This is a genomic window from Delftia sp. WSY_16 (assembly GCF_043104415.1).
GTDB lineage: Bacteria > Pseudomonadota > Gammaproteobacteria > Burkholderiales > Burkholderiaceae_C > Comamonas > Comamonas tsuruhatensis.
In genome coordinates this window covers 1-26,099 of sequence record NZ_JBICKS010000028.1, presented here as the reverse complement: position 1 = coordinate 26,099, position 26,099 = coordinate 1, and the positions used below count along the sequence as shown (strand labels likewise).

Annotated in this window: 22 protein-coding genes and 1 rRNA gene; 4 read left to right on the top strand and 19 right to left on the bottom strand. The window is 68.0% G+C overall.

Translation table 11 applies throughout. The features are described from left to right. Positions 1-67: 67 nt before the first annotated feature. Positions 68-514: a hypothetical protein gene (locus tag ACF8O7_RS15015; protein WP_244160575.1), complete on the bottom strand. Its 447-nt coding sequence runs from the start codon at positions 512-514 to the stop codon at positions 68-70. On the opposite strand from ACF8O7_RS15015, the gene ACF8O7_RS15010 reads away from it, so the two are divergent. Beyond that, positions 513-1,178, top strand: a complete 666-nt coding sequence (locus ACF8O7_RS15010; RefSeq protein WP_392443702.1) for a hypothetical protein — start codon at positions 513-515, stop codon at positions 1,176-1,178. The two genes, ACF8O7_RS15015 and ACF8O7_RS15010, sit on opposite strands and share 2 nt — an antisense overlap. 217 nt (positions 1,179-1,395) lie before the next feature. Here ACF8O7_RS15010 and ACF8O7_RS15005 read toward each other — a convergent pair whose 3' ends face one another. The 14 genes from ACF8O7_RS15005 to ACF8O7_RS14940 all read right to left on the bottom strand — a co-directional run bounded on the left by ACF8O7_RS15005 (position 1,396) and on the right by ACF8O7_RS14940 (position 19,289). Continuing rightward, positions 1,396-2,928: a sigma-54-dependent Fis family transcriptional regulator gene (locus tag ACF8O7_RS15005; RefSeq protein WP_016454039.1), complete on the bottom strand. Its 1,533-nt coding sequence runs from the start codon at positions 2,926-2,928 to the stop codon at positions 1,396-1,398. A 42-nt stretch (positions 2,929-2,970) separates the two neighbouring features. Beyond that, the gene (locus tag ACF8O7_RS15000) at positions 2,971-3,291 is read right to left on the bottom strand and encodes a metalloregulator ArsR/SmtB family transcription factor (RefSeq protein WP_016449629.1); all 321 of its coding nucleotides are present in this window, start codon (positions 3,289-3,291) and stop codon (positions 2,971-2,973) included. Positions 3,292-3,421: 130 nt separating this feature from the next. Further along, entirely contained in the window at positions 3,422-5,944 is a 2,523-nt protein-coding gene (locus tag ACF8O7_RS14995) for a TonB-dependent receptor (protein WP_267178823.1), read from the bottom strand. Positions 5,945-6,030: 86 nt separating this feature from the next. After that, positions 6,031-7,071, bottom strand: coding sequence for a siderophore ABC transporter substrate-binding protein (locus ACF8O7_RS14990; RefSeq protein WP_392443699.1), 1,041 nt, complete (start codon positions 7,069-7,071; stop codon positions 6,031-6,033). Between the two features lie 64 nt (positions 7,072-7,135). Beyond that, positions 7,136-8,107, bottom strand: a complete 972-nt coding sequence (locus tag ACF8O7_RS14985; protein ID WP_392443698.1) for an iron chelate uptake ABC transporter family permease subunit — start codon at positions 8,105-8,107, stop codon at positions 7,136-7,138. Then, positions 8,107-9,111, bottom strand: coding sequence for an ABC transporter permease (locus ACF8O7_RS14980; protein WP_392443697.1), 1,005 nt, complete (start codon positions 9,109-9,111; stop codon positions 8,107-8,109). The genes ACF8O7_RS14985 and ACF8O7_RS14980 overlap by 1 nt, the downstream gene beginning before the upstream one ends. Beyond that, on the bottom strand, positions 9,108-10,919 hold the full coding sequence (locus ACF8O7_RS14975; protein WP_392443694.1) for an ABC transporter ATP-binding protein: 1,812 nt from the start codon (positions 10,917-10,919) through the stop codon (positions 9,108-9,110). The genes ACF8O7_RS14980 and ACF8O7_RS14975 overlap by 4 nt, the downstream gene beginning before the upstream one ends. Continuing rightward, a complete protein-coding gene (locus ACF8O7_RS14970) occupies positions 10,913-12,727 on the bottom strand; it encodes an ABC transporter ATP-binding protein (RefSeq protein ID WP_392443691.1) in 1,815 nt (604 codons plus the stop codon). The genes ACF8O7_RS14975 and ACF8O7_RS14970 overlap by 7 nt, the downstream gene beginning before the upstream one ends. A 153-nt stretch (positions 12,728-12,880) precedes the next feature. Continuing rightward, entirely contained in the window at positions 12,881-13,885 is a 1,005-nt protein-coding gene (locus tag ACF8O7_RS14965; protein ID WP_392443688.1) for a FecR domain-containing protein, read from the bottom strand. Positions 13,886-13,902: 17 nt separating this feature from the next. Then, on the bottom strand, positions 13,903-14,421 hold the full coding sequence (locus tag ACF8O7_RS14960) for a sigma-70 family RNA polymerase sigma factor (protein WP_043792729.1): 519 nt from the start codon (positions 14,419-14,421) through the stop codon (positions 13,903-13,905). A gap of 103 nt (positions 14,422-14,524) precedes the next feature. After that, positions 14,525-15,829, bottom strand: coding sequence for an SGNH/GDSL hydrolase family protein (locus ACF8O7_RS14955; RefSeq protein ID WP_133074070.1), 1,305 nt, complete (start codon positions 15,827-15,829; stop codon positions 14,525-14,527). Between the two features lie 200 nt (positions 15,830-16,029). Next, complete coding sequence (locus ACF8O7_RS14950; protein WP_016449639.1) at positions 16,030-17,544, bottom strand: tripartite tricarboxylate transporter permease; 1,515 nt, start codon at positions 17,542-17,544, stop codon at positions 16,030-16,032. Continuing rightward, positions 17,544-18,113, bottom strand: a complete 570-nt coding sequence (locus ACF8O7_RS14945) for a tripartite tricarboxylate transporter TctB family protein (protein WP_016454030.1) — start codon at positions 18,111-18,113, stop codon at positions 17,544-17,546. The genes ACF8O7_RS14950 and ACF8O7_RS14945 overlap by 1 nt, the downstream gene beginning before the upstream one ends. Before the next feature lie 216 nt (positions 18,114-18,329). Next, entirely contained in the window at positions 18,330-19,289 is a 960-nt protein-coding gene (locus ACF8O7_RS14940) for a tripartite tricarboxylate transporter substrate binding protein (protein WP_016449641.1), read from the bottom strand. 100 nt (positions 19,290-19,389) lie between these two features. Between ACF8O7_RS14940 and ACF8O7_RS14935 the strand changes: the two genes are divergently transcribed. From ACF8O7_RS14935 to ACF8O7_RS14925, 3 genes are read left to right on the top strand one after another with little or no spacing between them, the layout of a single operon-like run. After that, a complete protein-coding gene (locus ACF8O7_RS14935) occupies positions 19,390-20,112 on the top strand; it encodes a response regulator transcription factor (protein ID WP_016449642.1) in 723 nt (240 codons plus the stop codon). Between the two features lie 25 nt (positions 20,113-20,137). Next, positions 20,138-21,625, top strand: coding sequence for a sensor histidine kinase (locus ACF8O7_RS14930; RefSeq protein ID WP_016454029.1), 1,488 nt, complete (start codon positions 20,138-20,140; stop codon positions 21,623-21,625). A 4-nt stretch (positions 21,626-21,629) separates the two neighbouring features. Continuing rightward, a complete protein-coding gene (locus tag ACF8O7_RS14925) occupies positions 21,630-22,079 on the top strand; it encodes an RNA-binding S4 domain-containing protein (RefSeq protein ID WP_016449644.1) in 450 nt (149 codons plus the stop codon). Positions 22,080-22,179: 100 nt separating this feature from the next. Here ACF8O7_RS14925 and ACF8O7_RS14920 read toward each other — a convergent pair whose 3' ends face one another. From ACF8O7_RS14920 to rrf, 4 genes are all read right to left on the bottom strand, one after another. Continuing rightward, the gene (locus tag ACF8O7_RS14920) at positions 22,180-23,553 is read right to left on the bottom strand and encodes a uracil-xanthine permease family protein (protein ID WP_126311894.1); all 1,374 of its coding nucleotides are present in this window, start codon (positions 23,551-23,553) and stop codon (positions 22,180-22,182) included. Positions 23,554-23,600: 47 nt separating this feature from the next. Next, positions 23,601-25,010 carry a guanine deaminase gene (gene guaD, locus ACF8O7_RS14915; RefSeq protein ID WP_126311895.1) on the bottom strand — a complete coding sequence of 470 codons (1,410 nt, stop codon included), beginning with the start codon at positions 25,008-25,010 and terminating at the stop codon, positions 23,601-23,603. Between the two features lie 19 nt (positions 25,011-25,029). Further along, positions 25,030-25,773, bottom strand: a complete 744-nt coding sequence (locus ACF8O7_RS14910; RefSeq protein WP_016449647.1) for a 16S rRNA pseudouridine(516) synthase — start codon at positions 25,771-25,773, stop codon at positions 25,030-25,032. 126 nt (positions 25,774-25,899) lie between these two features. After that, positions 25,900-26,012: ribosomal RNA gene (rrf, locus tag ACF8O7_RS14905) — 5S ribosomal RNA — on the bottom strand. Positions 26,013-26,099 lie beyond the last annotated feature (87 nt).

Here is a 26,099-nt window from a genome sequence, read left to right as displayed (position 1 = left end):
GATGTGGTGACGGCGGCGCAGCGGGATGTGTTGTGGGCGGTAGTCCGTATCTACTGGCAACGATGACCTAATTTGTCATTTGCTCAAGAGTTAATCTTGGGCAATCTTGGCACTCCCTTGGAATATTTTCAAATATCACATCATTTCCCACCATGATGCTATTCATTGGCGGTTCAAGATACCAATATATTGAGCCATTCAGCCAAAGATCCACCACAGCGCTTTCAGAAATAAGTCTACCTGTTTTTACTTCATAAAGACGCACAGTCATGGGCATTTTCATCTGGTGATAAATCAGTTTCTGGGCTAATGGCACGTAATAGTACTCAACCCTGTAAACACCGCGCGGGCTGATGCTCTCACCTTGTTTCTTTGGTATCATGAACAGCAAAAGCAATACCGTAAACACTACCATCCCCAGGATGATAAATATCCATTTTTTACTATATTTAATTTTCACAAAATTATCTCCTGAGGATGATTTATTTTTACCCCAGAGCCATTCCCATGACATGACGCCACGCTATTTCGCAGGCGATGCCCTTGGATTCATCAGCATTGCACCTTTTCAAACCCTGCAGATCAGCAATGGTGGAATTCTTCGTCTGCTCAAGACGATCCACCACGGGGGCAGCACCTACCGCAAGTTCCTGTCCTTGTACCCCGAAGTACGCTGCGAGCCGCTGGACTCGCTGTATTTTCTTCGCACCAGCCTCAATGCCTTTGACAGATCGCTGCTACACGATCTGCTTTTTTGCTACGGCTGGCGAGAGTCCAACTGGGGTGCACTCCTAGCGGCGCTGGCCCCAGCCCCTGAATACCGCGCCATGCTGGAGGACCGCCGCCCCAGCCTTCCATACGCAAGCCGGATCGTCGACTTGGCACTGGCAGCATGCGGCCACCCAGTGCCTGAACAATTGGTGGAGCACCAACATCTCCTGACCTCGATCAGGTCCATGCTAGACGAGCTACCTGCTGCAAGAATTCCCTTGCGCCCATCCCTCAATGCCGCCATGGAAAGCCAATACATCCGCGAGGCCGAGCACATCAGAAACATCTACCGGATGCACGGCACGGATGCCGCAAAAAAGCAGATGACGCAAGGAGTCATTGGCTACTATGGAATGAGCCATAGATTGTGGGTGTCAAACGGGGGCCGTGCCTATCAGCCAAAGTAGTACTCCCATCACCATGCCGCAAGAAGCATCTATTGCAACTTCCCTAGGACTCTCACCACCGCAATTGCGCCGTGGAACCTACAGACCCCGGTTGCCCAGAAGCACGCCAAGAAAGCTCTGAACGCCGAATATTCATCGGGCAGCAAGCGGTATGGGCATGCCAGCAAAGCATCGCTCCGATACCTGGCGACGGTACGGCTTGCAGGCGGCGGGTGACTCAGCCCTGCAGCTCCAGCACCGCCATCCGGTCATACAGCGTGGCCCGCGAGATGCCCAGCTGGCGCGCCGTGGCCAGCTTGTTGCCGCTGTTGGCGGCCAGGGTGGCGGTGATGGCCTTGCGTTCCAGCTCGGCCACCTGCTGGGCCAGGGGGCGCAGCAGGTCGGTGTCGGCGGGGCTGTTGTGGGCAGGGGACGGGGCGGGTGCCGTCTCGGGGCCCGGCGCGGGGGCGGCAGGTTCCACGCCGGATGAGCGCAGCACTTCGCGCAGTTGTTCTGCGTTGATGGCGGTGTCTTCGCTGCGCATGGCGGCCTGCTCCAGCACGTTGCGCAGTTCGCGGATGTTGCCGCGCCAGGTCTGGCCGGCCAGCAGGGCCAGGGCGTCGGGCAGCAGTTCGGGCGGGGGCATGTCGTTGCGCAGGGCCAGTTCTTCGGAGAGGACTTCGACCAGGGCCGGGATGTCGCGCCTGCGTTCGCGCAGCGGCGGCACGCGGATGGGCAGCACGTGCAGGCGGTAGAAGAGGTCTTCCCTGAAGCGGCCGTCCCGCACCATCTGCGGCAGGTCGCGCGAGGTGGCTGCCACCACGCGCACGTCAAAGCGCACGAGCTGGTTGGAGCCCAGCGGTTCGATCTCGCCTTCCTGCAGCGCGCGCAGCAGCTTGGCCTGCAGGTTCAGGGGCATGTCGCCGATTTCGTCGAGGAACAGCGTGCCGCCGTCGGCCAGCCGGAATTTGCCGTCGCGCGGCTTGCGGTCGGCGCCGGTGAAGGCGCCGGGGGCAACGCCGAAGAATTCGGCCTCCAGCAAGGCGTCCGGCACGGCGGCGATGTTGACGGTGACGAAGGGGCCGCCGCTGCGGGCCGATGCGGCGTGGATGGCATGGGCCAGCAGTTCCTTGCCGGTGCCGGTCTCGCCCAGCAGCAGCACGGGGCTGAGCGACTGGGCCGCGCGGCGCGCCTGGCGCTTGACCTCCACGGCCGCCGGGCTGCTGCCTACAAAGCTGGCAAAGCTGTACTTGGCGCGGCGCTCGCCCTGCACGGCCACGCGCAGGCTGCGGTTGCGCTGGGCGGCCAGCTCGCGCCGGGCCTCGTCCAGGTCGCGTTGCAGAACGGCGAACTTGCTGATCAGGGGCTGCAGCGTGGTCTCCGGCTGGTCGAACAGCACGATGCCGATGGCGCCGATGACCGCGCCCGCATCGTCCTTGAGCGGGATGCGGCTGACCACGAAGGTGCCGGCGCGGTTGGTGAGCAGGTCGATGAGCACGGGCTCGCCGGTTTCCAGCACGCGGCGCATGCGGGTGTTGGGAATGACGTCCTCGACCATGTGGCCCAGGAACTCATCCACCGAGGCCACGCCCAGGTCGGGCAGGAAGCGCTGGTAGCCCTCGTTGACCCAGACGATGCGCCCCGCCCTGTCGGCCAGGAACATGCCCTGGCTCATGGTGGAGAACAGCTGGAACATGGAGCGCGCTGCCAGCGCGAGGATGCCGTCGGCATCGAGCGGCAGGGGCTGGACCAGGGTGGGTGTGGGCGGCATGGATGGCATCCTAGCCGAGTCGCCCCTGCCAGGCTGCGGCACTCAGCCCTGCTCGATGGCGACCTGGGTGCAGATGGCGCAGCACATCTGCGCAGCCTGCTCGTTGGCGATGAAGTAGTAGATGCTGACGCCTTCACGGCGCCGGCCCAGCACGCCGGCCTGGTACAGCGTGTTCAGGTGCTGGGACATGTTGGGCTGCGTGGTGGCGATGCTGGCGAGCAGCTCGGTCACGTTCTTCTCGCCATTGCACAACACGCTGATGATCTTCAGGCGCACGGGCGCCGCCATGGCACGGAACAACTCCGCAGCGCTCTCGAAAACGCTGTCGTCGCTCAGGTCCATGCTGTCATTGCGGCTGTCCATAGGCGTCTGTCATCCTGGTATACGGCGGGAGGGCAAGGGGGCTGGCATGCTTTGCCGCCCGACCGGGCTAGTTTATAGCCCGCAGGGCGGCAGCGCAGGCTCGGTGCGGCTTGATCCGCCCTGTCATCGCTCAGAAATCAACCGTGGCCGACAGCATGAAGGTGCGCGGTGCGCCCAGCCCGAGGCTGGTCCACAGCGGCGTGGCCCAGTAGGCCTTGTTGGCCACGTTGGTGATGCTGCCGCGCAGCGTGAGCGGATGGCCGGCCGCCGTGGTCACGTAGCGCGCGCCGATGTCGAACACGGTGCGGCCCGGCACGGACAGCGAGTTGTCGGCATTGATGTACTGCCTGGAAGCCGTGGTGGCGTTGGCCGTCAGCGTCAGGCCCTGCACGGCGGGCAGGTCCCACTCCACGCCCAGCTTGCCCTGCAGCCTGGGCACGCCCGCCGCCAGCTTGCCCTGGTTCACGCCGCCTGCCGTGCGGGTGAGCTTGGGCTGTACGTAGGCAATGCCGCCCATCAGGCGCACGCCCGTGGCCACGTTGCCGAAGAAGCCCCATTCCACGCCCCGGTTGCGCTGCTCGCCGCCGAAGGAGAAGACGTTGGAGACGGGATCGGTGTAGCCGTTGGGCCGCTGGATCTCATAGAGGCTGAAGGTGTGGGCGAAGTCGCCCAGGTCCAGCTTCAGGCCCAGCTCCTTTTGCCGGGACTTGTAGGGCGCGAACACTTCGCCCGCGTTGGCCGCCGTCATGGGTGCGGTGGCGCCCTGGCTCAGGCCTTCGATGTAGTTGGCGTAGACCGAGACACGCTCGCTGGCCTTCACCAGCAGCGCGGCGGCCGGCGTGGTGGCGCCTTCGTCATAGCGCGCGGTGCGCGCGCCCGTGGCCACGTTGAAGGTGTCGCTGAGCACCTGCTGGCGGCGCAGGCCCAAGGTGAGCTGCACGCGGTCCTGCGCAAAAGACAGGGTGTCGGCCACGCCGATGCTGGTCAGCCGCAGTTCGGTGCGCGAGATCGGGGGCGCGTTGAAGCTGGTGGCCGGGCCCCAGATGGGGTGGTAGATGTTGGTGATCCAGTCCTGGGCCAGCACGTTGCGGCGGCCGAACTGCTTGTCAGTATGCGTGTAGTAGGTGGCGTTGAGCGCCCACTGGTGGCCCACGCCGGCCGTGTTGAACTTGCCCTTGAGGCCGGCTTCGGCCGACTTCTTGTCCATCTCGAAGCCCAGGTCGGCCAGGTTGGTGCGGTAGTCGCCGGCCGTGTTGAAGACCTGGATCAGATAGGCGCCCGTGGAGCGGTACCGGGTCTTGCTGGTGCCCACGGCGGCATAGGCCGTGACGCGGTCGCCCAGGTCGAGTTCGCCGCGCACCATGGCGCCCTTGTCCTTGGTGTCGTAGAAGGCCCAGCTGGGGTTGAGCAGGGTGTCGGCCTTGGGCGGCCTGGGCACGGGCAGGCCTGCGGCCAGGTTGATGCCGCGGTTCAGGCCGTCGGTGCGGTCCTCGCTGCTGTACAGGTCGGCCGACAGGCGGGCACGGTCGCCGCGCCAGTCCAGGCCCAGCGAGGCCAGCCGGGTCTCTTTTTCCTGGTGGTTCACGGCGCCGTCGCCGTCGCGCAGCACGCCGTTGAAGCGGATGCCGAACTGCTTGCGCTCGCCGAACCGCCGGCCCAGGTCGATGTGGGCGCCCAGTTGCGCATCGGACATGAAGGAGGTGGTCAGCCGTGTCAGCGGCTCGTCGCCCGCGCGCTTGGGCACGAGGTTGACCGTGCCGCCCACCGAGCCGCCGGGCGGCATGCCGTTGAGCAGGGCCGAGGGGCCCTTGAGCACGTCCACGCGCTCGAACATTTCTGGCGATGCGCGGTAGAACGGCGCCACGCCGAACAGCCCGCCAAAGGTCACATCGCCAATGCTGGAGCTGAAGCCGCGAATGGAGTAGTTCTCGCTGATGATGCCGGTCATGCCCGTGCTGAACACGGTGGGGTCAGCGGCGGAGATCACGTCGGTGATGTCGCGGGCCTGGCGATCAGCGATGAATTTCTCGGTGTAGCTGATGGTGTTGAAGGGCGTCTCCATGAAGTCCTTGTCGCCCAGCAGGCCCATGCGGCCGCCCGTGGAGACCTGGCCGCCGGCATAGGCTTCCGGCGCCTGCTGAGCCTGTGCGCGCACGGTGACGGCAGGCATGAGCACGCCGCCGTCCACGGGCGCTGCCGCGTTGCGGTCGCGGCCCAGGGTGTAGCTGCCGTTGGCTTCGCGCAGGGCGCGCAGGCCCTGGCCGCGCAGCAGCTCGGCAAAGCCTTCGGCCACGCTGTAGCTGCCCGACAGGCCTGCGCTGCTGCGGCCTTGCAGCAGGCTGGAATCCACCGTCAGCTCCACGCCGGCCGATGCGGCAAAGGCGTTGAGCGCCTGGCCCAGCGGGCCGGCCGGGATGCTGAAGGCGCGGCGGGCCTCGCCGGGTGCCGCCCCGGAGGCGGCTCCAGATGCGGCCCCCTGGGCAGCCGCCTGCGCCAGCGCGGACGGCATGGCCACGGCCAGGCCCCCCAGTGCCAGGCCCGCCATGCAGAGCATGTGCACGGCGATGGCCGTGTGCCTGCAGGCAAAGGCCGGGTGCGGCAGGGGGCGCGATGCGCCGTTGTGCGCGGGGCGGGATGGATGGCGTAGTGCCATGCGGGACTCCTTTCGATTCGGGTAGGCGTTGGGTGTTTCACCTTGTCTTCCGAACGAGAAAGCCAAACCCTCAATCGAGAATGCGATCAATTTGCAACCGCAGCGGCCACCGGGCCCGCGCCCGCTGCCGGCGCATCGCCGTAGCCCTTGAGCACGTCATCGACCATGAGCTTCACCGAGGTCACGCTGGCCGCCGTGACGTACCAGGCCTCGGAATCGACGAAGACCACGCGGTTGTTCTTCCAGGCGCTGGTCTGGCGCAGCAGCGGGTTGTCCATGCCGGCAGCATCCATGCCCGGGCGGCGCTGCATGATGGCCGTGCGGTCGATCACGTAGAGGATGTCCGGGTTGGCCTGCTGTATGAATTCGCTGGAGATGGGCTGGCCGTGCAGGTCGGCCTCGGCCGCCGTGCTGGCGGGCCTGACGCCCAGCGCGTTGAAGACAAAGCCGTAGCGCGACTGCGGGCCGAACGAGGTGAAGGCGCCGTTGTTGTGCATGACGATGAGGGCCGTCTCCTTGCGCCCTTCGGTGGCGCGCCGGGCCTGGGCCACCTTGTCGTCCATCTCGGCGGCCTTGGCGCGCGCCAGGTCCTGCTTGCCGAAGATGCGGCCCAGGGTCAGCAGATGATCGCGCACGGTGTCCAGGTGCCGGGTGCCGCTGTTCCTGAAGTCCACGTCGAAATGCACGGTGGGCGCAAAGCCCGAAAGCTCCTGGTAGGCGCTGGCCTGGATGGGCGAGATCAGCACCAGGTCGGGCTTGAGCGCATGCACGCGCTCCAGGTTGGGCTGGACGATGGAGCCCAGGTCCTGCACGTTGGCATCGTCCTTGTACCGGGCCAGGAAGTGGGGCACGAAGTCCTTGGGCATGCCGGCAATGGGCACGCCGAGCTGGTCGAGGAAGTCGGCCTCGTTCATGTCCAGCGCGGCCACGCGCTGCGGCGGGCGCTCCACCACCGTGGTGCCCAGCTGGTGCTGCACGGTGACGGGCTTGAACTCGCCGGTGCCCGCCGCCTGCGGCGCTGCGGCCTGGGTCGTGGGTGTGGCGGGCCGGTCGCAGGCCGACAGGCAAAGCGCTGCCGCCAGCGCAAGCATGGGCGCGCGGTGGGGAATGCGGAAAAGATGGGTCATGGGCTTTCTCTCCTGAAAAATGGCATGCATTGCTTGACTGTTTTTGGTGGCGCCGGTGCTCGGCTCAGGCCCGGCCGCGCCCGCGCACCATGAGCGCGAGGAAGTAGCTGCCGCACACCAGGTTGACGAGGATGCCCACCGAGGTGCGGTAGTTGAAGACATGCTCCACCGCCAGCTGCGCCGCGAGGAAGATGGACACGGCCACGGCGCAGCCCAGCGGCAGCGTGACGCGGTGGCGCGCCGTGCCCGCCAGCGCATAGCTGATGTGGGCCACGAAGATGCCCATGAAGGCCGTGGGCCCCAGCAGGCTGGTGGACACCGCCACCAGCGCGGCAATCAGCGCCAGCTGCAGGCGCAGCTGGCGCTGGTAGTGCACGCCCAGCGAGATGGCCTGCTCGCGCCCCAGGGCCAGCACGTCCAGCACGGGCAGGCTGCGCCGCACGATCACGCAGGCCACGGCCACGATCAGTGCCGACCACAGCAGCTGCGCGGGCCGGGCGCGGTTGAACGAGGTGTAGCTGTAGCCCTGCAGCACCGAGAATTCGCCCGGGCTGATGCGCAGCTGCACGAACTGCGTGAAGGTGCCTATCACCATGCCCAGCACCAGGCCCAGCAGCAGCAGGAAGTACACGTTGTCGCGGCCCCCGCCCAGCAGCCAGCGGTGCAGGACCCAGGAGTAGCCCAGCATGCAGGCCACCGACAGCCAGAAGTTGCCGCTGGGGCCCAGCACCACCAGGTTTTGCACGCCCATGGCCAGCACCAGCAGCGCCTGCAGCAGCAGGTAGACCGCCTCGTAGCCCATGATGGCGGGGGTGAGGATGCGGTTGCCCGCAAGCGTCTGGAAGACGATGGACGACAGCGCAATGCAGATGCCGCCGATGACGATGGCCGACAGCCGCGTCAGCCGCCGTGCAATGACGTAGCCGAAGTCCAGCCCCGAGCCCAGCAGCACGAAGCAGGCCGCCAGCGCGACGGCAACCACGGCAACCACGGCAGCCGCAATCCATGCGGTTGTCTGAGGCAAGGCCTTGCGCATCACGGCCTCCTGCGCAGGATGAGCACGAGGAAAAGCACGCCCCCCACGCTACCCGCCGTCAGGCCGATCGGCACCTCGAAGGGGTGCATGATCAGCCGGCCCACGATGTCGCAGGCCAGCAGCAGCGAGGCGCCGCTGAGCGCGACGATGGGCAGGGTGCGGCCCAGGTTCTCGCCGCATCGCATGGCCACCAGGTTGGGAATGACCAGGCCCACGAAGGGAATGGCGCCCACGGTGATGACCGTGGCCGAGACGGTGACCGCCACCAGCACCAGGCCCAGCGTGGCCAGCGCCGGATAGCTCAGCCCCAGGCTGGTGGCCATGCCCTCGCCCATGCCCAGCACGGTGAAGCGGTGCGCAAACGCATAGGTCAGCACCACGACGGGCACGATGAGGTAGATGATCTCGTAGTGGCCCTGCACGATGCGCGAGAAGTCGCCCAGCAGCCAGCCCTGCATGCTTTGCAGCAGGTTGTGGCGGAAGGCATGGAACTCGGCAATGGCGCTGAGCACGCTGCCGTACATCAGGCCGACCACAGGCACCAGCACCAGGTTGCGCAGGCGCATGCGGCGGATGATGGCCACGTACAGCAGGCTGGCGCCCAGGCAGAACACCAGCGCGAACACCATGCGCCAGGCCACGCCCCACGCGCCCGAGGTGAAGGCCGAGGCGGGCGCCACCGTCAGCGACACCAGAATGCCCAGCTTGGCCGCATCCAGCCCGCCGCAGGTAGCAGGCTCCACAAAGCGGTTCTGCACGATCTGCTGCAGCACGACGCCGCACACCGACAGCCCCACCCCCGTGAGCACCAGCGCTGCCAGGCGCGGCAGGCGGCTGGCCGTGAGGGTGAGCCAGGCATCGCCCGACAGCGACAGCAGTTGCCCCCATTCCACCTGCCGCGCGCCGGTGAGCACGGACGCGCAGCACAGCGCGGCAAAGGGCAGCAGCCACGGCGCCAGGCGCGGGACCTGCGTCCCTGTCTTTGGCTTCGCAGGCTCGCTCAACGGAGGTCCTCACCCGTGCCCGTGCCCGTGCCCGTGCCCGCTACCGTGCGCGTTCCCGCAATGCGCCAGCCCTTGGCGGCGTGCCGCCGCGCCAGAAAGCGCGCATACAGGCCTTGCGCCTGCGCCAGCTGCTGCGGCGTACCCTGCTCGCTGACGCGGCCCTGGTCCAGCACGATGATCTGGTCGGCCATGGCCACGGTGGACAGCTGGTGGGCAATCACGATCAGCGTGCGCCGGCCGCGCAGCCGCGCCAGCGCCTGGGCGATGGCGGCCTGGTTCTCGGCATCCAGCGCGGCCGTGGCCTCGTCGATCAGCAAAATGGGCGCATCCTTGATGAGCGCACGCGCGATGGCGATGCGCTGGCGCTCGCCGCCCGACAGGCGCGCCCCGCCCTCGCCCACCGGCGTGTCCAGGCCCTGCGGCAGGCGCTCGATGATCTCGGCCACGCCGGCCTGGCGGGCGGCTTCCATCACCTCGGCATCGCTGGCCTGCGGGCGGCCCATGCGGATGTTGTCGGCAATGGAGCCCTGGAAAAGGTAGCTGTCCTGGAAGATCTGGCTGATCTGCCCGGCCAGCCGCTCGCCCGCGATCTGGCGCACGTCGATGCCGCCCACCAGAACGCTGCCCTGCTGCACATCGAAAAAGCGTGCGACCAGCCGCAGCACGGACGATTTGCCAGAGCCCGAGGCGCCCACCAGCGCCGTCATCGAGCCCGGCTCCACGCGCAGGCTCAGGCCGCGCAGCACCTCGGGCTGGCCCGGCGCGTAGCGGAACACCACATCGCGCAGCTCCACCGAGGCATCGCGCGGCGTTTGGGGCACGGCAGGCTCGGGCAGCGGCTGGACCGCGAGGATGTCGCGCACGGCATCGAGCTGCACGCGCGCGGCGCGCAGCGAGTCGGCGTAGCCGGCCACCTCCAGCAGCGGATCGACATGGCGGCAGGCCAGCAGCAGGGCCACGATCACGGGGATGGCGGCTTCCATTCCCATGCCCTGTGCTGCAACGCCGCCCAGGCGCTCGTCCAGCCACAGCGCGCCGGCCACCAGCAGGGCCGCAAACACGGCCTGCACGGCCCAGCCGTTGAGCACGCCCGACAGCGCCGCCAGGCGAATGGACTGCGCGCCCGATGCGCGCTGCCGGCCCAGGGCCTGCTCCAGCCAGCGCGTGCCGCCGCCTTCGCCATTGAAGGCGCGCAGCACGGACTGCGCCTGCGCAAACTCCACCATGCGCTGGCTGGCGCCGGCCATGCTGCGCTGCAGGCGCTCGTCGGCACGGCGGCCCAGGTGCGCGGTGACCAGCAGCACGCCTGCCAGCAGCGGCAGCGCCAGCAGTGCAATCAGGCCCATGCGCCAGTCCATGGCACACAGCGCGGCCACCACGGCAACGGGCGCCACGGCGCCGCTGAACACGGGCGTGAACACATGGGCCGGCAGCTGGGCCACCTCCATCATTCCCTGCGAAACGACGTGGTTGAGCCGGGCCGTGTTCTCGGGGGTGAACCATCCCACGGGCAGGCGGGCCACATGGTCGCCCAGCCGGTGGCGCGCCACGCGCAGAACGGCGGCGCCCAGGCCCAGGCCGGCCTTTTCCACCTGGCGCTGCCAGGCCCAGCACAGCACCACGCCCGCCAGCAGCACGGCCAGCCAGGCTGCGGCGCCGCGCGTATCGCCTGCCAGCAGGCGCGACAGCACGGGCACCAGGGCCGTGACGACCAGCCCGCTGAGCAGGCCATGCAGCACGGCCATGCAGGCATAGCGGCGGAAAAGCCGGGCGTCGTCGCCCAGCAGTTGCATCAGGGTCTTCAGCATGGGGGCAGCTCCGGGGCCAGGGCGGGGGTGGAAGGCAGGGATTGGGAGGGCTGTGATTCGTACCCGCCCAGCGCCCACAGCCGTGCGTAGCGTCCGCCCAGCGCCAGCAGCTCGGCATGGCGGCCGCGCTCGCGGATGGCTCCGCCTTCCACCACCAGGATCTGGTCCGCATGCATGACGGTGTCCAACCGGTGGGCGATGACCAGCAGGGTGCGTCCGGCGGCCAGGCGCGACAGGGCTTCCTGAATGGCGGCCTCGCTCTCGGCATCGGCAGCGGCCGTGGGCTCGTCCAGCACCAGCACGGGCGCATCCAGCAGCACGGCTCGCGCAATGCTCAGGCGCTGCTGCTCGCCGCCGGACAGCTGGGCGTCTTCGCCGATCACCGAGTCATAGCCGCGCGGCAGCGCCAGGATGCGTTCATGGATGTGGGCGGCGCGCGCCGCCTCTTCCACCTCCTGCGCGCTGGCCGAGGGCCGGCCCAGAGCGATGTTCTCGCGCACGCTGGCGTGCACCAGGCGCACGTCCTGCAGCACAAAGGCCAGGTGGCGGTACAACTGCAGGGTCTCGATCTGCCGCAGGTCCACCCCGCCCAGCGTGATGCGCCCTTCGTTCGGGTCGAAGAAGCGCAGCAACAGCCGGGCGAGCGTGGACTTGCCCGCGCCCGAGGCACCGACCACGGCGGTCACCGTGCCGGGCCTGAGCGTGAAATCCATGCCCTTGAGCACGTCATGCCCCGCCTCGTAGGCATGGCCCACGCCTTCGAAGCGGACTTCGCAGCCTTGGGGCAGCCTGCATTGATGGGCGGCCGGTTGCTCCAGCACGGGCGTGCGCAGCAGCGCCTGCACGCGCTGGGCGGCGCCCGTGGCGTGGTTGAGCGCATGCAGGTTGAAGCTGAGCAGCTGCAGCGGCGCGCTGATGCCCGGCGCCACCAGGGCAAAGGGCAGCACGTCCACGGGCGCCATCCAGCCCAGGGCCGTGAACAGCGTGCCAAAGGCCAGCACCACCCCCAGCACGGCCACGGGCGCGATCAGCGCATTGGCATTGGCGCGCGCCGACACCAGCGGACGCGCAAAGCCGAGGAAGGCATCGGTAAAGCCATCGACGGCCTCGCGGTAGCTGCCATGGGCTCGGCCGCTGGCGCCAAAGGCCTTGACCACGGGAATGCCGTGCACGAACTCCACCACCGCGTTGTTGATGCGCGCCAGTCCCGCGCCAAAGGCCGGCATGTGGGCACTGCTGGCCTGCATGGCGTGGCGCATCACCAAAAAGAAGATGCCGAACGGCAGGGCCGAGACCAGGGCCATCCGCCAGTCCATGGCCACCAGGTAGACCGCAGAAGCGGCCACCGTGCCCGCGCCGCGCCCCACCGTGGTGTAGAAGTGCGCGGTCAACTCGTGCAGGGTGGCCACGTCGTCCTGCATGGCCTGCTTGACCTGGCCCGAGGCCCGCTCGGTGAACCAGCCCAGCGGCACGCGCGCCAGCCGCTGCATGGCCGACAGGCGCAGCCCGTGGGTGAGGCGGTTGTCGGCCAGATGGGCAACCAGCTCGCCCGCCGACACCAGGGCCATGCCCGCGAACAGGCAGACAAGGCACAGCGCGATGACGCGCCAGGCATCGGCCGCCACCATGCCGCCATCGGCCAGCGCCAGCCGCGCGATGTGGGCAATGCCCGCCAGCGGCGCCAGCGCCAGCACGGCGCCCGCAAACGACAGCAGCGCGGCAAGAACAAGCTGCGCGCGGATGGGCTGCAGCGTCTGCGCAATGGGGCCGGGGCCGGCCTGGGGGTCATCGGCATCGGTGGAGTGCATGGGATTTCCTGGAAGGCATGGCGGAACAGAAAACAAGGGCTCTTGCCTGTCTTCCGAACGAGAACGCCAAACCCTCAATCCCCAGGGGCAGAAAGTTAAATCAGTCGGTAACGGGTTCCGAGAAACGAGGAAGGCGCCGCGATGAAAGAAGCCTCAGCCCGCCGCCTGCACCGTGACCCAGTAGCGCGTGCGCGAGACCACCTGCACAGGCAGGCCCAGGGCCAGGTTGTGCAGGGCGCGGTCGGTGTCGCGCAACGAGAACACGCCCGTGACGCGCAGGCCGGCCACCTGCGGGTCGCAGCGCAGCAGGCCCGTGCGGTAGCGCGCCAGTTCGGCCACCAGCTCGCCCAGCGGCATGTTGTCGGCCACCAGCACGCCGCGCGCCCAGGCGGCGGCACTTTCCTGCGCAGGCACAGGAGCCCGGGCCTGCTCGCCAGTGAAGACGGCGCCCTGCCCCGCATCCACGCGCACCACCTGGCCCGGCGCCCTGGCAGGACGCACCTCCACCGCGCCCTCGAACACGGCCACGCGGGACTGCTCATCTTCCTGGCGCAGCGTGAAGCGCGTGCCCAGGGCCTGCACCGTGCCGTGGCGCGAGCGCACGCGCAGCGGGCGGGGTGTGCTTTGCGGATCGGGCGCGGTGGTGACGAGGATTTCGCCGGCGCGCAGCAGGATCAGGCGCTCGGCCTCGTCAAAGCGCAGGTCGATGGCCGAGGCAGAGGCCAGCACCACCTGCGTGCCATCCGGCAGCGTGATCTCTCGGACTTCACCGCGCGCCGTGCCATGGCTGGCGGCGGCGATTTGCCATGCATCGGTGCCGCGCACCACATGGGCAATGCCTCCGGCCGTGGCCATGAGGCCCAGCAACTGCATGGCACGGCGGCGGCCCCGGGACGCAGGCGACGCAGCGGAGGTGTCCGCCAGCGTATGCCGCGCGATGCCGCCGGGCACGCTGCGCAGCTTGTCGTCAAAGGCCTGCAGGCGGCCCCAGGCCAGCTCATGCCGGGGATGCTCGGCCCGCCAGCGGGCGCAGGCGGCTCGGTCTTCATCGCTGGCGTCGTCAGCCCACAGCCGGGCCATCCATTCGGCGGCGCGCTGGACAATGGCCGGCTCCAGCAGCTCGCTGGAGGCGTCGGGCGATGCCGGTGATGAGGACATGCGGGCGGGCCGGCCGTTCAGCACACCGGGCCGTGCAGCGCCTGGTAGCAGGCCAGCAGGCCGGCAGCGATGTATTTCTCCACCGAGGACACGGACACGCCCAGCTCGGCCGCGATATCTCGGTAGGCCATGCCGTCGAGCTTGCACAGCAGCAGGGCCTTGCGCGCCTTGGGCGGCAGGCCGTTCAGTGCGGCATCGATCTCCACCAGCGCCTCCAGCGCCAGGGCGCGGGCTTCCTCGGAGGGAGCCATCTGCTCGGGCAGCAGGGCCAGCGCTTCAAGATAGGCCGCCTCCACGCGGCGGCGCCGGTACAGGTCGATCACCAGGCCATTGGCGATCTGGGTGAGATGGCGGCGGCGCTCATCGGCCGGCGGAACACGTCCCGTGCGCAGCAGTTGCAGGTAGACGTCGTGCGCCAGATCGGCCGCATCAAAGGCATTGCCCAGCTTGCGGCGCAGCAGGCCGCGCAGCCAGCCGTGGTGATCGGTGTAGAGAATTTCGACTTGTTGCTGAAGCGCAAACTCGGCGGCGGCCACAGTACTCCTCCCTGTGCCCCAGGGCGCAGGCACGCCGGGGACGTATGACAAATGAGAACCATTTGCATTTTATATGGAAGCCAGCCCCCGCCGCCGCGACGCACTAGCGCTGCGGCAGGCCGGGCAGTATGGCGTTCAGGTCTACCGCGTTGGCCATGGCGCGGTTGCCTTCGTCGCCAGGATGCAGGTGGTCGCCCGAGTCGAAGCGCGCCGCCATGCGTGCCGGGTGGGCGCTGTCGCGCAGCACGGCGTCGAAGTCGATGACGACATCGAAGGCGCCGCCCAACCGTATCCATGCATTCACCTGCCGCCGCAGGTCGTCCTTGCCGTCCTGGTAGTAGTCGTCCAGCGGCGTGCCTGGCAAGGCGCCCTCGAAAGGCGGCAAGGTGGCGCCGATCACGCGCAGGCCGTGGCTGCGCGCCCTGGCAACCAGCTGGCGATAGCCCTCTGCCATGTCCTGCAGCGTGGGGCGCTGCGCCCGCCGCGCAAAGGCCGTGCCGGGCCAGGAAATATCGTTGATGCCCAGCAGCACGATGAGGCTGCGCACACCGGGCTGGGCCAGCACATCACGCTCCAGCCGCGCCAGGGCATGCTCGCCCATGCCATCGGACAGCAGGCGCGCCCCCGAGATGCCGGCATTGACCACCGCCGCGCCGTGCGGCGCAAGGCGCGCGGCCAGGAAATCCGGCCAGCGGCTGTCTCTGTCCAGGCTGGCCGTGGCACCGTCGGTGATGGAGTCGCCCATCACCGCTACCACGGGCACCGCGGGGTCGGCCTCGACCTGAATACCCGCCAACAGCGGGCGGGCCGTGCTGCTGAGCGTGCCAGGAGCCGAAGTCCGCAGCGCCGCAGCCGCGGACTGGTCGCCCGCCACGATCCAGCCGGTCTGACGCCCATCCCAGTGAAAACTCTGCACAGGCATGGCGCCGGGCAGGTACAGGCTCACGGCCACCTGCGACAGCGCCGCCAAAGGCAAGGCCACAGGGTCGCTGACCAGGGATGCGCCTGCGGCAATGGTGGCTTGCGCGCTGCCGCCAAAAGTCACGGCCTGCAGGCTGCCAGCGTCAATGGCGCCCTCCGGCAACGGCTTTGCCACGGTCGCCCTGCCCACGGTCACAGGCTGGCCGCCGTAGGCGTTGGACAGCACGATGCGCAGGCGCGGCCCGCCCAGGCTGATGCGCGCCACCTGGCGCACGGTCTGGTCCTGCAGCACAGCGGGCAGGTTGGTGGGAAAGAGGAAATCCGCCCCCCAGACCGGCTGCGGGCTGGCCTGCCACGTGGCAGCCCAGTGGGAGGCTTCAGCCGAACCCGCCGGCGCCGTTGAATCCGCCATGGCTGGCGTGGAAATCACAAGCGCCAGAAGGGCCGCGCCCGAGGCCGTGGAAAGCGATGGAAAAAGTTGCAGCATGCAAGGAATCCGATGTCTGTCGATGGCTGGATCATGGATTCAAGGGCTGCGCGGGACTAGACGGTCTGCTGGAACACCATCTGTGAATGGAAGGCATCAACCAGCTGACGAAAAAAGCCCCTGCCTCGAAAGGCAGGGGCTGTCAGGGGCCCGTGGACGCCATGCGTAGCATCGACGGGCCGGCTAGCAACGGGTTGGCGTCAGCCGGCAGTGGCCTGCGGCGAGGGCTTGGGCTGCAGGCGCTTGAGCACGCGCGGCACGATGAGCACGCAGGCCACGATGATGATCAGCGTCAGCGACATGGGCCGCTGCAGGAAGATCCACCAGCTGCCTTCGCCGATGGACACGGCGTTGCGCATCTGCGCCTCGGCCAGGGGGCCCAGGATCATGCCCACCACCACGGGCGCGGTGGGGAAGTCGAAGCGGCGCATGATCACGCCCAGTACGCCGATGCCGTACAGCAGGAACAGGTCGAACGCGCTCTGGCGCATGCCGTAGGCACCCACGGTGGCGAAGATCAGGATGCCGGCGTACAGCTGGGGACGCGGGATCTTGAGCAGCTTGACCCACAGGCCCACCATGGGCAGGTTGAGCACCAGCAGCATCAGGTTGCCGATGTACAGCGAGGCGATCAGCGCCCAGACCAGGGCCGCGGACGAGCTGAACAGCTGCGGGCCGGGGTTGATGCCGTAGTTCTGGAAGGCGCCCAGCAGCACGGCCGTGGTGTTGCTGGTGGGAATGCCCAGGGTCAGCAGCGGGATCAGCGCGGCGGTCACGGTGGCGTTGTTGGCCGCCTCTGGGCCGGCCACGCCTTCGATGGCGCCCTTGGTGCCGAACTCCGCACGGTCCTCGCCCTTGGCCAGTTTCTTCTCGGTGGCATAGCTCAGGAAGGTCGGAATCTCGGTGCCGCCGGCGGGAATGCAGCCGAAGGGCGTGCCGATGACGGTGCCGCGCAGCCACGCGGGCCACGAACGCTTCCAGTCACGGCCGGTCATGTGCACGCGGCCCATCTTGTTTTGCGTATCGACGACCTTGCCTTCGTACATGGCGGCGTACAGCACTTCGGCCACGGCGAACAGGCCCACGGCCACGAGCACGATGTCCACGCCGTCCAGCAGTTCCATCTTGCCCATGGTGTAGCGCGCAGCGCCCGAGATCTGGTCCATGCCGATGCAGCCCAGCGCCAGCCCCAGGAACAGGGCCGTCATGCCGCGCAGCGCGCTCTGGCCCAGCACGGCGCTCACGGTGGTGAACGCCAGCACCATCAGCATGAAGTACTCGGGCGGGCCCAGCTTGACGGCGAAGTCGGCCACCGAAGGCGCGAACAGCGTGACGACCACGGTGGCCACGGTGCCGGCCACGAAGGAGCCGATGGCGGAGGTGGCCAGCGCGGCGCCCGCGCGGCCGCTCTTGGCCATCTTGTTGCCCTCCATGGCCGTGACCATGCTCGCGGTCTCCCCGGGAGTGTTCAGCAGGATGGAGGTAGTGGAGCCGCCGTACATGGCGCCGTAGTAGATGCCCGCGAAGAAGATCATCGAGGCGGTGACATCGACCTTGGCGGTGATGGGCAGCAGCATGGCCACGGCCACGGCCGGTCCGATGCCGGGCAGCACGCCCACGGCCGTGCCCAGGGCGCAGCCGACCAGGGCCCACAGCAGGTTGGCCGGTGTGATGGCGGTGGCAAAGCCCGCCAGCAGTGCGTCAAAGATTTCCATTACAGCCACCCCGTCTCAGTCAGGCCCGGCAGGTTGATCGCCAGGAATTGCGTGAAGGCCCAGAACACGGGCGCCGAGATCAGCAGCCCGGTGACCACGTCCTTGGCCCAGGTGATGGGCTTGCCCGCCTGGGCCTGGCCGCCGGCACGGCGCAGGCCCTGCACGGCCAGCACGTAGCAGACGGTGCAGCTGACGATGAAGCCCACGGTGCCGATCAGCACGGCATTGACCAGCAGGCCCGTCGACACCCAGACGAAGGCGCCGATGTCGGCTCGTGGGTGGCCGCCCCCGCAAGAGGCTTCGCGAAAGCCGCCCGTGCGTGCCTCCCAGACCAGCCAGGCGCCGCAGACTGCGAGCACCAAGGCACACAGCCAGGGCAGGAAATTGGGGCCGACGCCGCCGTAGCCGGCATCGCCAGGGATTTGCAGCGCGCCGAAGGCCAGGCCTGCGGCGACAAGCAGCACGCCGGAGCCGACGATGGTCTGCGCGCGTACCGAGGGAAAGCCGCTGGGCTCATCGGCCTGGGCGGCATCCGTGGCAAGTGGATTGGGTTGTGAGGACTCGGACATGGTCAGTTCCTGGCCGCAGCGGGACCGGCGACCGGGCCGGCCACCGCTGCAGACGTGGGGAAAAAATTAAGCCGCCGGGGCCTGCGAGCCGCTGGCGCGGCGCGCGGGCATCTTCCGCTTCTTGAAGCAGGCGCTGCGACTGACGCCTGCCGAGGCCCGCAGGAGTGCGGGCCTGTTGCTGCACCGACCCCGCAAGAGGCCGGTGCAGCAGCTCGATCACACCATGCCGGACTTGACCATGGTGGCGCGCAGGCTCGCGAACTCCTGGTCCACGAACTCGCCGAAGGCATCGCCGGCCAGCCATGCAGGCGTCCAGTCGTTCTTCTGCAGCGCCTCGGCCCAGGCCTTGCTCTTGGTGGCCTTCTCGATCATGGCGACCAGCGCATCGCGCTGTGCCTTGGTGATGCCGGGCGCGCCGTACACGCCGCGCCAGTTGCCGATCTCCACGTTGATGCCCTGCTCCTTGAGCGTGGGCACGTCCACGCCCTTCAGGCGCTGGCCCGAGGTCACGCCGATGGGCTTCATCTTGCCGGTGCCGATGTACTCGGCGAACTCGCTGTAGCCGCTGCCGCCCACGGTGACGTTGCCGCCCAGGATGGCGGAGATGGCCTCGCCGCCTCCACGGAATGCCACGTAGTTGATCTTGGAGGGATCGACGCCGACTTCACGCGCAATCATGGCCGCCGCGATGTGCTCGGTGGAGCCGCGCGAGCCGCCGCCCCACTTGACGGAGCCCGGGTCCTTCTTGAGCTGGGCGATCACCTCGGCCATGTTCTTGAAGGGCGAGTTGGCGGGCAGCACGAAGACGTTGTACTCGCTGGTCAGGCGGGCCAGCGGCGTGGCCTGCGTGAGGTTCACGGGCGGCTTGCCCGTGATGATGCCGCCCAGCATGACGGCGCCCATGACCATCATGGCGTTGGGATCGCCCTTGCTGCCGTTGACGAACTGCGCAAGGCCGATGGCGCCGGCGGCGCCACCCTTGTTGTCATAGGTGACGGAAGCAGCCTGACCAGCGTCCTGCAAAGCCTTGCCCAGGGCACGGCCCGTGGTGTCCCAGCCGCCGCCGGGGTTGGCCGGCAGCATCATCTTGACGGCTGCCGCAGCCTGCGCAGACAGCGGCAGGCTGCCTGCGGCGGCCAGTGCGGCCAGCGACTTCAGAAAAGTATCACGACGCATGGTTTGACTCCTTGTGTTGTAAGGCTGTCGATGATCGGTTCGCTACCTGTCAAATGGCTGTCCAAACCCCTAGGGGAATCCCTAGATCGCTCTCGCCACGATGGCCTGCATCGCGCCCGGTGCTAACGTCCGGCCCATGCAATTGCTGCTCGTAGAAGATGACAACGCCATGCGCACCACGCTGCAGCGCACGCTGATCAGGCGCGGCATCCAGGTGGAGACGGCGGCCGACGGGCCCTCGGCCCTGGCGCAGTGGCTGGTGCGCGAGCCCGACGCCGTGGTGCTGGACCTGAGCCTGCCCGGCCTGGACGGCCTGCAGGTGCTGGAGCGTGCGCGCGGCCAGGGCCTGCGCACGCCCGTGCTCATCCTGACCGCGCGCGGCACCGTGGGCGACCGCGTGCTGGGCCTGAACGCCGGTGCCGACGACTACCTGGCCAAGCCCTTCGACCTCGACGAGCTGGAGGCCCGGCTGCGCGCCCTGCTGCGCCGCAGCAGCGACAGCTTCACGCCCAAGCCGCCGCCCGAGACCATCGCCATGGGTGCGCTGCGCTACGACAAGGCCAGCGGCGCCATCCACCGCGATGGCGAGATCATGGAGCTGACGCCGCGCGAGCTGGCCCTGATGCACGCCCTGCTGGCACGCCCCGGCCATGCCGTGGCCAAGGAGCGTCTGTTCGCGCTGGTGTTTCCCGGCGAGTCGGACGTGCAGTACGAAGCCGTGGAAGTCGTCGCCTACCGGTTGCGCAAGAAGCTGTCGGGCACGGGCGTGCAGCTGGTCACGCTGCGCGGCCTGGGCTATCTGCTCAAGGCCGAGTCGGCCTGAGGCACTCCACCACTCACCGCAGCCCATGCGCGACCCCGGTCTTCCCCTTCCCGCCCCCGCGCGCACTCGCCAGCCCTGGTCGCTGCGCCGCCAGCTGCTGACGGGCATTCTCGTGCCCGTCATTCTGTTCATTGGCTTCAATACCTGGAGCCTGTACCACCAGACGCTGGCTGCGCTGAACACCGCCTATGACCGCACGCTGCTGGCCTCGGCCAAGAGCATCAGCGAGCAGCTGGATGTGACGGGCTATGACGAGTCCGCCCAGCTGCATGCCATCGTTCCCTACTCGGCGCTGGAGATCTTCGAGGCCGACAACCAGAGCCGCATGTTCTACCGCGTCTCCACGCTGGAGGGGGAAATGGTGTCGGGCTTTGGCGAGCTGCCCATGTGGCACGGCGTCATTCCCCAGCGCCCGCCCTACGCGGCCCTGGTCGACTTCTACGACGCGCAGTTCCGGGGCCGGCCCGTGCGCATGGCCGTGCTGCTGCAGCCCGTGGCCAGCGCCAAGGGGCGCGGCATGGCCGTGATCCAGGTGGCCGAGACGCTGGAGCTGCGTGAAGCGCTGGCCCTGCAGATCCTGCGCACCACGCTGGCGCGGCAGGCCCTGCTGGTGGCCGCCGTGGCGCTGATCGTGATCTTCGTCGTCCAGCGCGCCACACAGCCCGTGCGCCGGCTCAGCAGCGACCTGCGATCGCGCCCGCGCGGCGATCTGAGCCCGCTGTCGGCACCCTCAGCACCGCGCGAGTTGCAGCCGCTGCTGGAGGCCATCAACCAGCTCATGCTGCGGCTGCGCCAGCTGCTGTCGGACCAAAAGCGCTTTGTGCGCGACGCGTCGCACCAGCTGCGCACGCCGCTGGCCGTGCTCAAGGCACAGCTGCAGTCGGCCCAGCGCGGCGATGTGCCAGCCGAGCAGGCCTTTGAGGAAATCGGCGCCACCGTGGACCGCGCCACGCGCCTGGCCAATCAGATGCTGGCGCTGGCCAAGGTCGAGCAGCTGCGCCAGGAAGACAGCGCCGAGCCCGCATCGCCCGCGCCCAGCCTGCTGGACGAAGTGGTGCGCGACGTGGCCATCGAACTGTCGCCGCTGATTGCGGAGCAGGACATCGACTTTTCCATAGACACGGAGCCCTGCCCCGTTCCTGCCCACGAATGGATGCTGCGCGAGCTCACGCGCAACCTGCTGCACAACGCCATACGCCACATGCCTGCGGCCGGCAGCCTGCACATCAGCGTGCACCAGGCCGGCAGCCAGGCCGTGCTCAGCCTGCGCGACAGCGGGCCGGGCATAGACAGCGAGCTGGCGCAGAGGCTGTTCCAGCCATTTTCGGCCGGCAATGCGCGCAGCGGCTCGGGCCTGGGGCTGGCCATCTGCCACGAGATCGTGCAGACGCTGGGCGGCGCCATCGAGCTGCGCAACATCTACCGGCAAGGCCTGGTCTGCGGACTGCATGCGCACGTGGCGATTCCGCTGCAGCCGGCCACTGGCAAGCACCCCGCGCCGCGCGCACAATAACGCCATGACCGATATCGAATCCATGCGTCTGGACAAATGGCTGTGGTGCGCGCGCTTCTACAAGACGCGCAGCCTGGCGACGGAGGAAATCGGCAAGGGCCGCGTCACCGTCAACGGAGCCCTGGTCAAGCCCGCGCGCGAGGTGCGCTGCGGCGACACCGTGGCACTGCGCCAGGGCCAGGTCCCGCGCACCGTGGTCATCCGCGGCCTCTCAGGCATGCGGGGCCCCGCCCCCGTGGCCCAGGCCCTGTACGAGGAAACCGCCGAAAGCCTGGCCGAGCGCGAACGGCTGGCAGAGCAGCGCCGGCTGGCGCCGGAGCCCGCCAGCAGCATCGCCAGCCAGCACGAAGGCCGCCCCACCAAGCGCGACCGCCGCCAGATCGACCAGGTGCGCGAGCGCGGCAGCTGGGACAGCCGCTGGAGCGCCTCCATCGACGATCTGGACCGGCGCTGAATCGCACGGCCCTGCCCGCCTCTTCCAGCAAAAAAGGCCATGCGCAACAACTGCGCATGGCCTTTTTGCATGGATTTGCGGGAAGCAGGCCCTGCGGCGTTCAGACCACCTGGTCCCTGGCCGGGGCGTCGTCATCCTGCGCGCGCGGCAGGATGAGGTTCATCACCATGGCGGCCATGGCGCCCACGGTCACGGCCGAGCCCAGCAGGTACTGCAGCATGTCCGGCAGGCTCTGCACCCAGTCCTTGGGGGCCAGGGTGGCAAAGAAGGAGCAGATGATGGGCACGCCCACCACCAGCATGGCACGCTCGTCCAGGCGCACATGGCGCAGGATGCGGATGCCCGCCATGGCAATGGTCACGCAGACCACGGCGAACATGCCGCCGATCACGGGCGAGGGAATGGCCGCGATCAGTGCGGAGAACTTGCCCAGGAAGCCCAGGCAAGCCAGCACCAGGCCGGCTGCAATGAAAACCATGCGGCTGGCCACGCCGGTGATGGAGATCACGCCGGCGTTGGTGGAGTAGCCGGTGACCGGCGTGGCACCTATTAGCGCGGCCACGCTGCAGCTCAGGCCTTCGCCCACGGCGCCACGGTCCAGCTGGCGGCTGGTGATGGGCTGGTTGATCACGGCCGAGACCGCGAACCACGTGCCCGTGGTCTCCGCCATGACCACGAGGTAGATCACGACGAAGGTGAGCACGGCGGGCAGTGAGAACTGCAGCGGATAGTCGATGCCCGCCAGCTTGGGCAGCGTGAGCCAGGGCGCATCGGCAATGGGCTGCCAGGCAAACAGCCCCATGCCCCAGGCGACGGCCGTGCCGCCAGCCAGCGCGATGATCACCGACGACAGGCGCATCCAGCGGCCCAGCCGGTTGTCGAAGCGCAGGCCCAGCATCATGGCCGCAATCAGCAGCGCCGCCGATACCGATGCCAGCGCAATGGACTGGTTGACCGTCATGCCGCCATGCACCGCGAACACGTTGGCGCTCAGCGCAATCGGCAGCAGCGACAGCCCCACCACGAGGATGATGGTGCCGCCGACGATGGGAGGCACCAGCCAGCGGATCACGCGGTGGAACCAGCCCAGCGCACCCAGCGCGATGACGATGAGCGCGCCCGGAATCAGCGCGCCATAGACCGCTCCCATGCCGCCGAAGCCGCCGCCCGCGCCAAAGGCCACGGCCAGGATGGCACCCAGCGGAATGTAGGAAGGCCCTTGTGCGACAGGCATGCGCATGCACCAGGCGGTCTGGATCAGCGTGCCCACGCCTGCGGCAAGAAAGGTGGACTGGATCATGGACGCCGCATCGGCCTGCGACAGCGCCAGGGCCGAGGCAATAATGAAGGGCACGACATACACATCCATGGCCATCACATGCTGCAGGCCCAGCAACAGGGCCTGGGAGAGCGTGACGCGGTCGTCAGGGCGGGCGATCAGGCGCCCTTCGTAGGAGGAGGTCGGTTCGGTCATGGAGCGGAAAACGCGGGAAACAGCCAGTGCGCAAACGCAGCCGGTCTTCAGGCGGGGCTGGCCGCCTGGCGCCGGTGCACGCACGCGCCCTGCACCCAGGTGCAGGCCACATTGGCACGCGTGGCATGGTGGATGATCTTCTGCAGGATGTCGGCCGGGCCGTCCTGCTCGGGCCAGATCTGCACATTGGAGTCCGGCGCCAGGCAGTCGACGGCCAGGGCATCCATGGCATGGCCGGGCTCGATGCGGCCAATGGGAAGGTCCAGCGCATCGCCACCCGCCGCCGTGGCCAGCCACAGTGCAAAGACGTGGTCGATGCGGGCCTGCACGCCCTGCCCCGCCCTGCCGCGCCGGGCGGCCGTCTGCGCCGGATCCACGCCTTCGTGCAAGGCCAGCGAGGCTGTCATGGCATGGCGGCAGGCGTCGAACATGCTGGGGCTGTAGCCCCCCGAAATGTCCGTGGCCAGTCCCATGCCCAGGCCCTGCTCGCGGCCGCTGCGCGCGGGGAAAACGCTGTTGGCGAAATAGAAGTTGGATAGCGGGCAATGCGCCACCGAGGCGCCCGTGCGCGCCATCAGCGCCACGTCATCGGCCGTGAGGAAGTTGGCATGGGCCACGACCGTGCGGCGCGTGAGCAGGCCGAAATCATGCAGCGCATGCGCATCGGTGCGGCCCTGGCGTTCCAGCACATGGGCGTGGGCCCAGTCGCTTTCGGAGCAATGGGTTTGCACATGGGCGCCGGTGCGTCCAGCCAGGTCGCCCAGGCCGCGCAGCAGCTCGTCGGTGCACGAAGGAATGAAGCGCGGCGTGATCGCCGGCAGCACGCGCTGCTGCGCGTTGTCCGGATGCTGGCGCAGCCAGTCGATGAAGCGCGCCGTCTCGGCAATGCCTTCGGCGGCACTAGCGTCCTTGTAGAACGAAGGGCATTGCGACGGCTCGTCCATGGCCACCTTGCCGACCAGGGCGCGCTGGCCCAGGGCCAGGCAGCGTTCGGCCAGCACCTGGTTGCCCACGGCGTGGATGGTGCCGAAGTACATGGCCGTCGTCGTGCCATTGGCCAGCAGCGTACGCACCACGCTGTCGTACACCGAAGTGGCAAAGCCGGCATCGCCGTAGCGCGCTTCCAGGGGAAAGGTGTACTCCTGCAGCCAGGTTTCCAGCGGCACATCCAGGGCCTTGCCGCTTTGCGGCCACTGCGGCGCATGCACATGCAGGTCCACCATGCCGGGCAAAAGGTACTGGCCCTCGGGCAGGCGCTTCAGCGTGCCTGCGGCCGCATGCGCGGCCTCCAGAGCGGCGCGGCGGGGATCACCGCGCTCCAGCACGGCATCGACCATGCCGCGGCCATCCACGACGATCAGCACGTCCTGCCGGATGCGCAGTGCGTACGGCGTGGGGGCATCGAAGGCCGTGCACAGCAGGGCCCAGCCTGGGCGCGGCTCAGAGGAATTCATCATGGGAAACGACAAGAGAGCTTCACTTGGCCTTGAGCTTGGCCAGGTCCTCGGCCGACAGCCAGCGCCACTGGCCCGGCTGCAGGTCCTCGGTGAGCTCCAGCTCGCCAATCTTCCAGCGGTGCAGGCCTTCGACGCGGTTGCCAACGGCGGCGATCATGCGCTTGACCTGGTGGTACTTGCCCTCGGTCAGCGTGAGGTCCAGCACATGCTCGCTCACCTGCTCACAGGCAGCCGCCTTGACGGGCTTGGGGTCGTCATCAAGCACCACGCCCTCCAGCAGGCGCTGCACCTGCCGCGCATCCACGGCATGCTTGGTGGTCACACGGTAGACCTTGGGCACATGCTTCTTGGGCGAACTCATGCGGTGGATGAACTGGCCGTCATCGCTGAGCAGCAGCAGGCCCGTCGTGTCCTGGTCCAGCCGGCCCACGGCCTGCACGCCCTGCACGGCACCCTTGTTCGGGCGCTGGCGCAGCGGCATGGGCAAAAGCGAGTAAATGCTCGGATAGGTTGAAGGCTTTTGCGAGCACTCCGTGCCCGCCGGCTTGTGCAGCAGCACATAGCCCAGCGCGTGATAGGCCCACTCCACGCCCTGTACGCGATAGCGCAGGCCTTCAGGATCGATGTCCTGCGTGGAGTCGAGGCAACGCACCCAGTCGTTGGCCTCGGTGTCCCACAGTTCCACCCAGCCCTGCTGGACCAGGCCCGAGCACACGCGGCGGATACCGAAGCCTTGGGAATACAGAATGTCTTGCAGTTGCATGTTGGTCTTTCAAGCCGGCGCACCCACCATGGCGCACGCACATCGCGCAGGGCCGGAACAGGTATTCTGCGCAAACAAGCAAAAAACCCCGTAGCTTTGGGCTACGGGGTTTCTTGGGCTGTAAGAGCCTGACGATGACCTACTTTCACACGGGAACCCGCACTATCATCGGCGCAAAGTCGTTTCACGGTCCTGTTCGGGATGGGAAGGAGTGGTACCAACTTGCTATGGTCATCAGGCATAACTTGTTGTCATGCTGCTCTTTCTGAGCAACACAACGAATTCATAGAGTCTGTAATCAGCTTTGTATTTTGACTGCGCCTTAC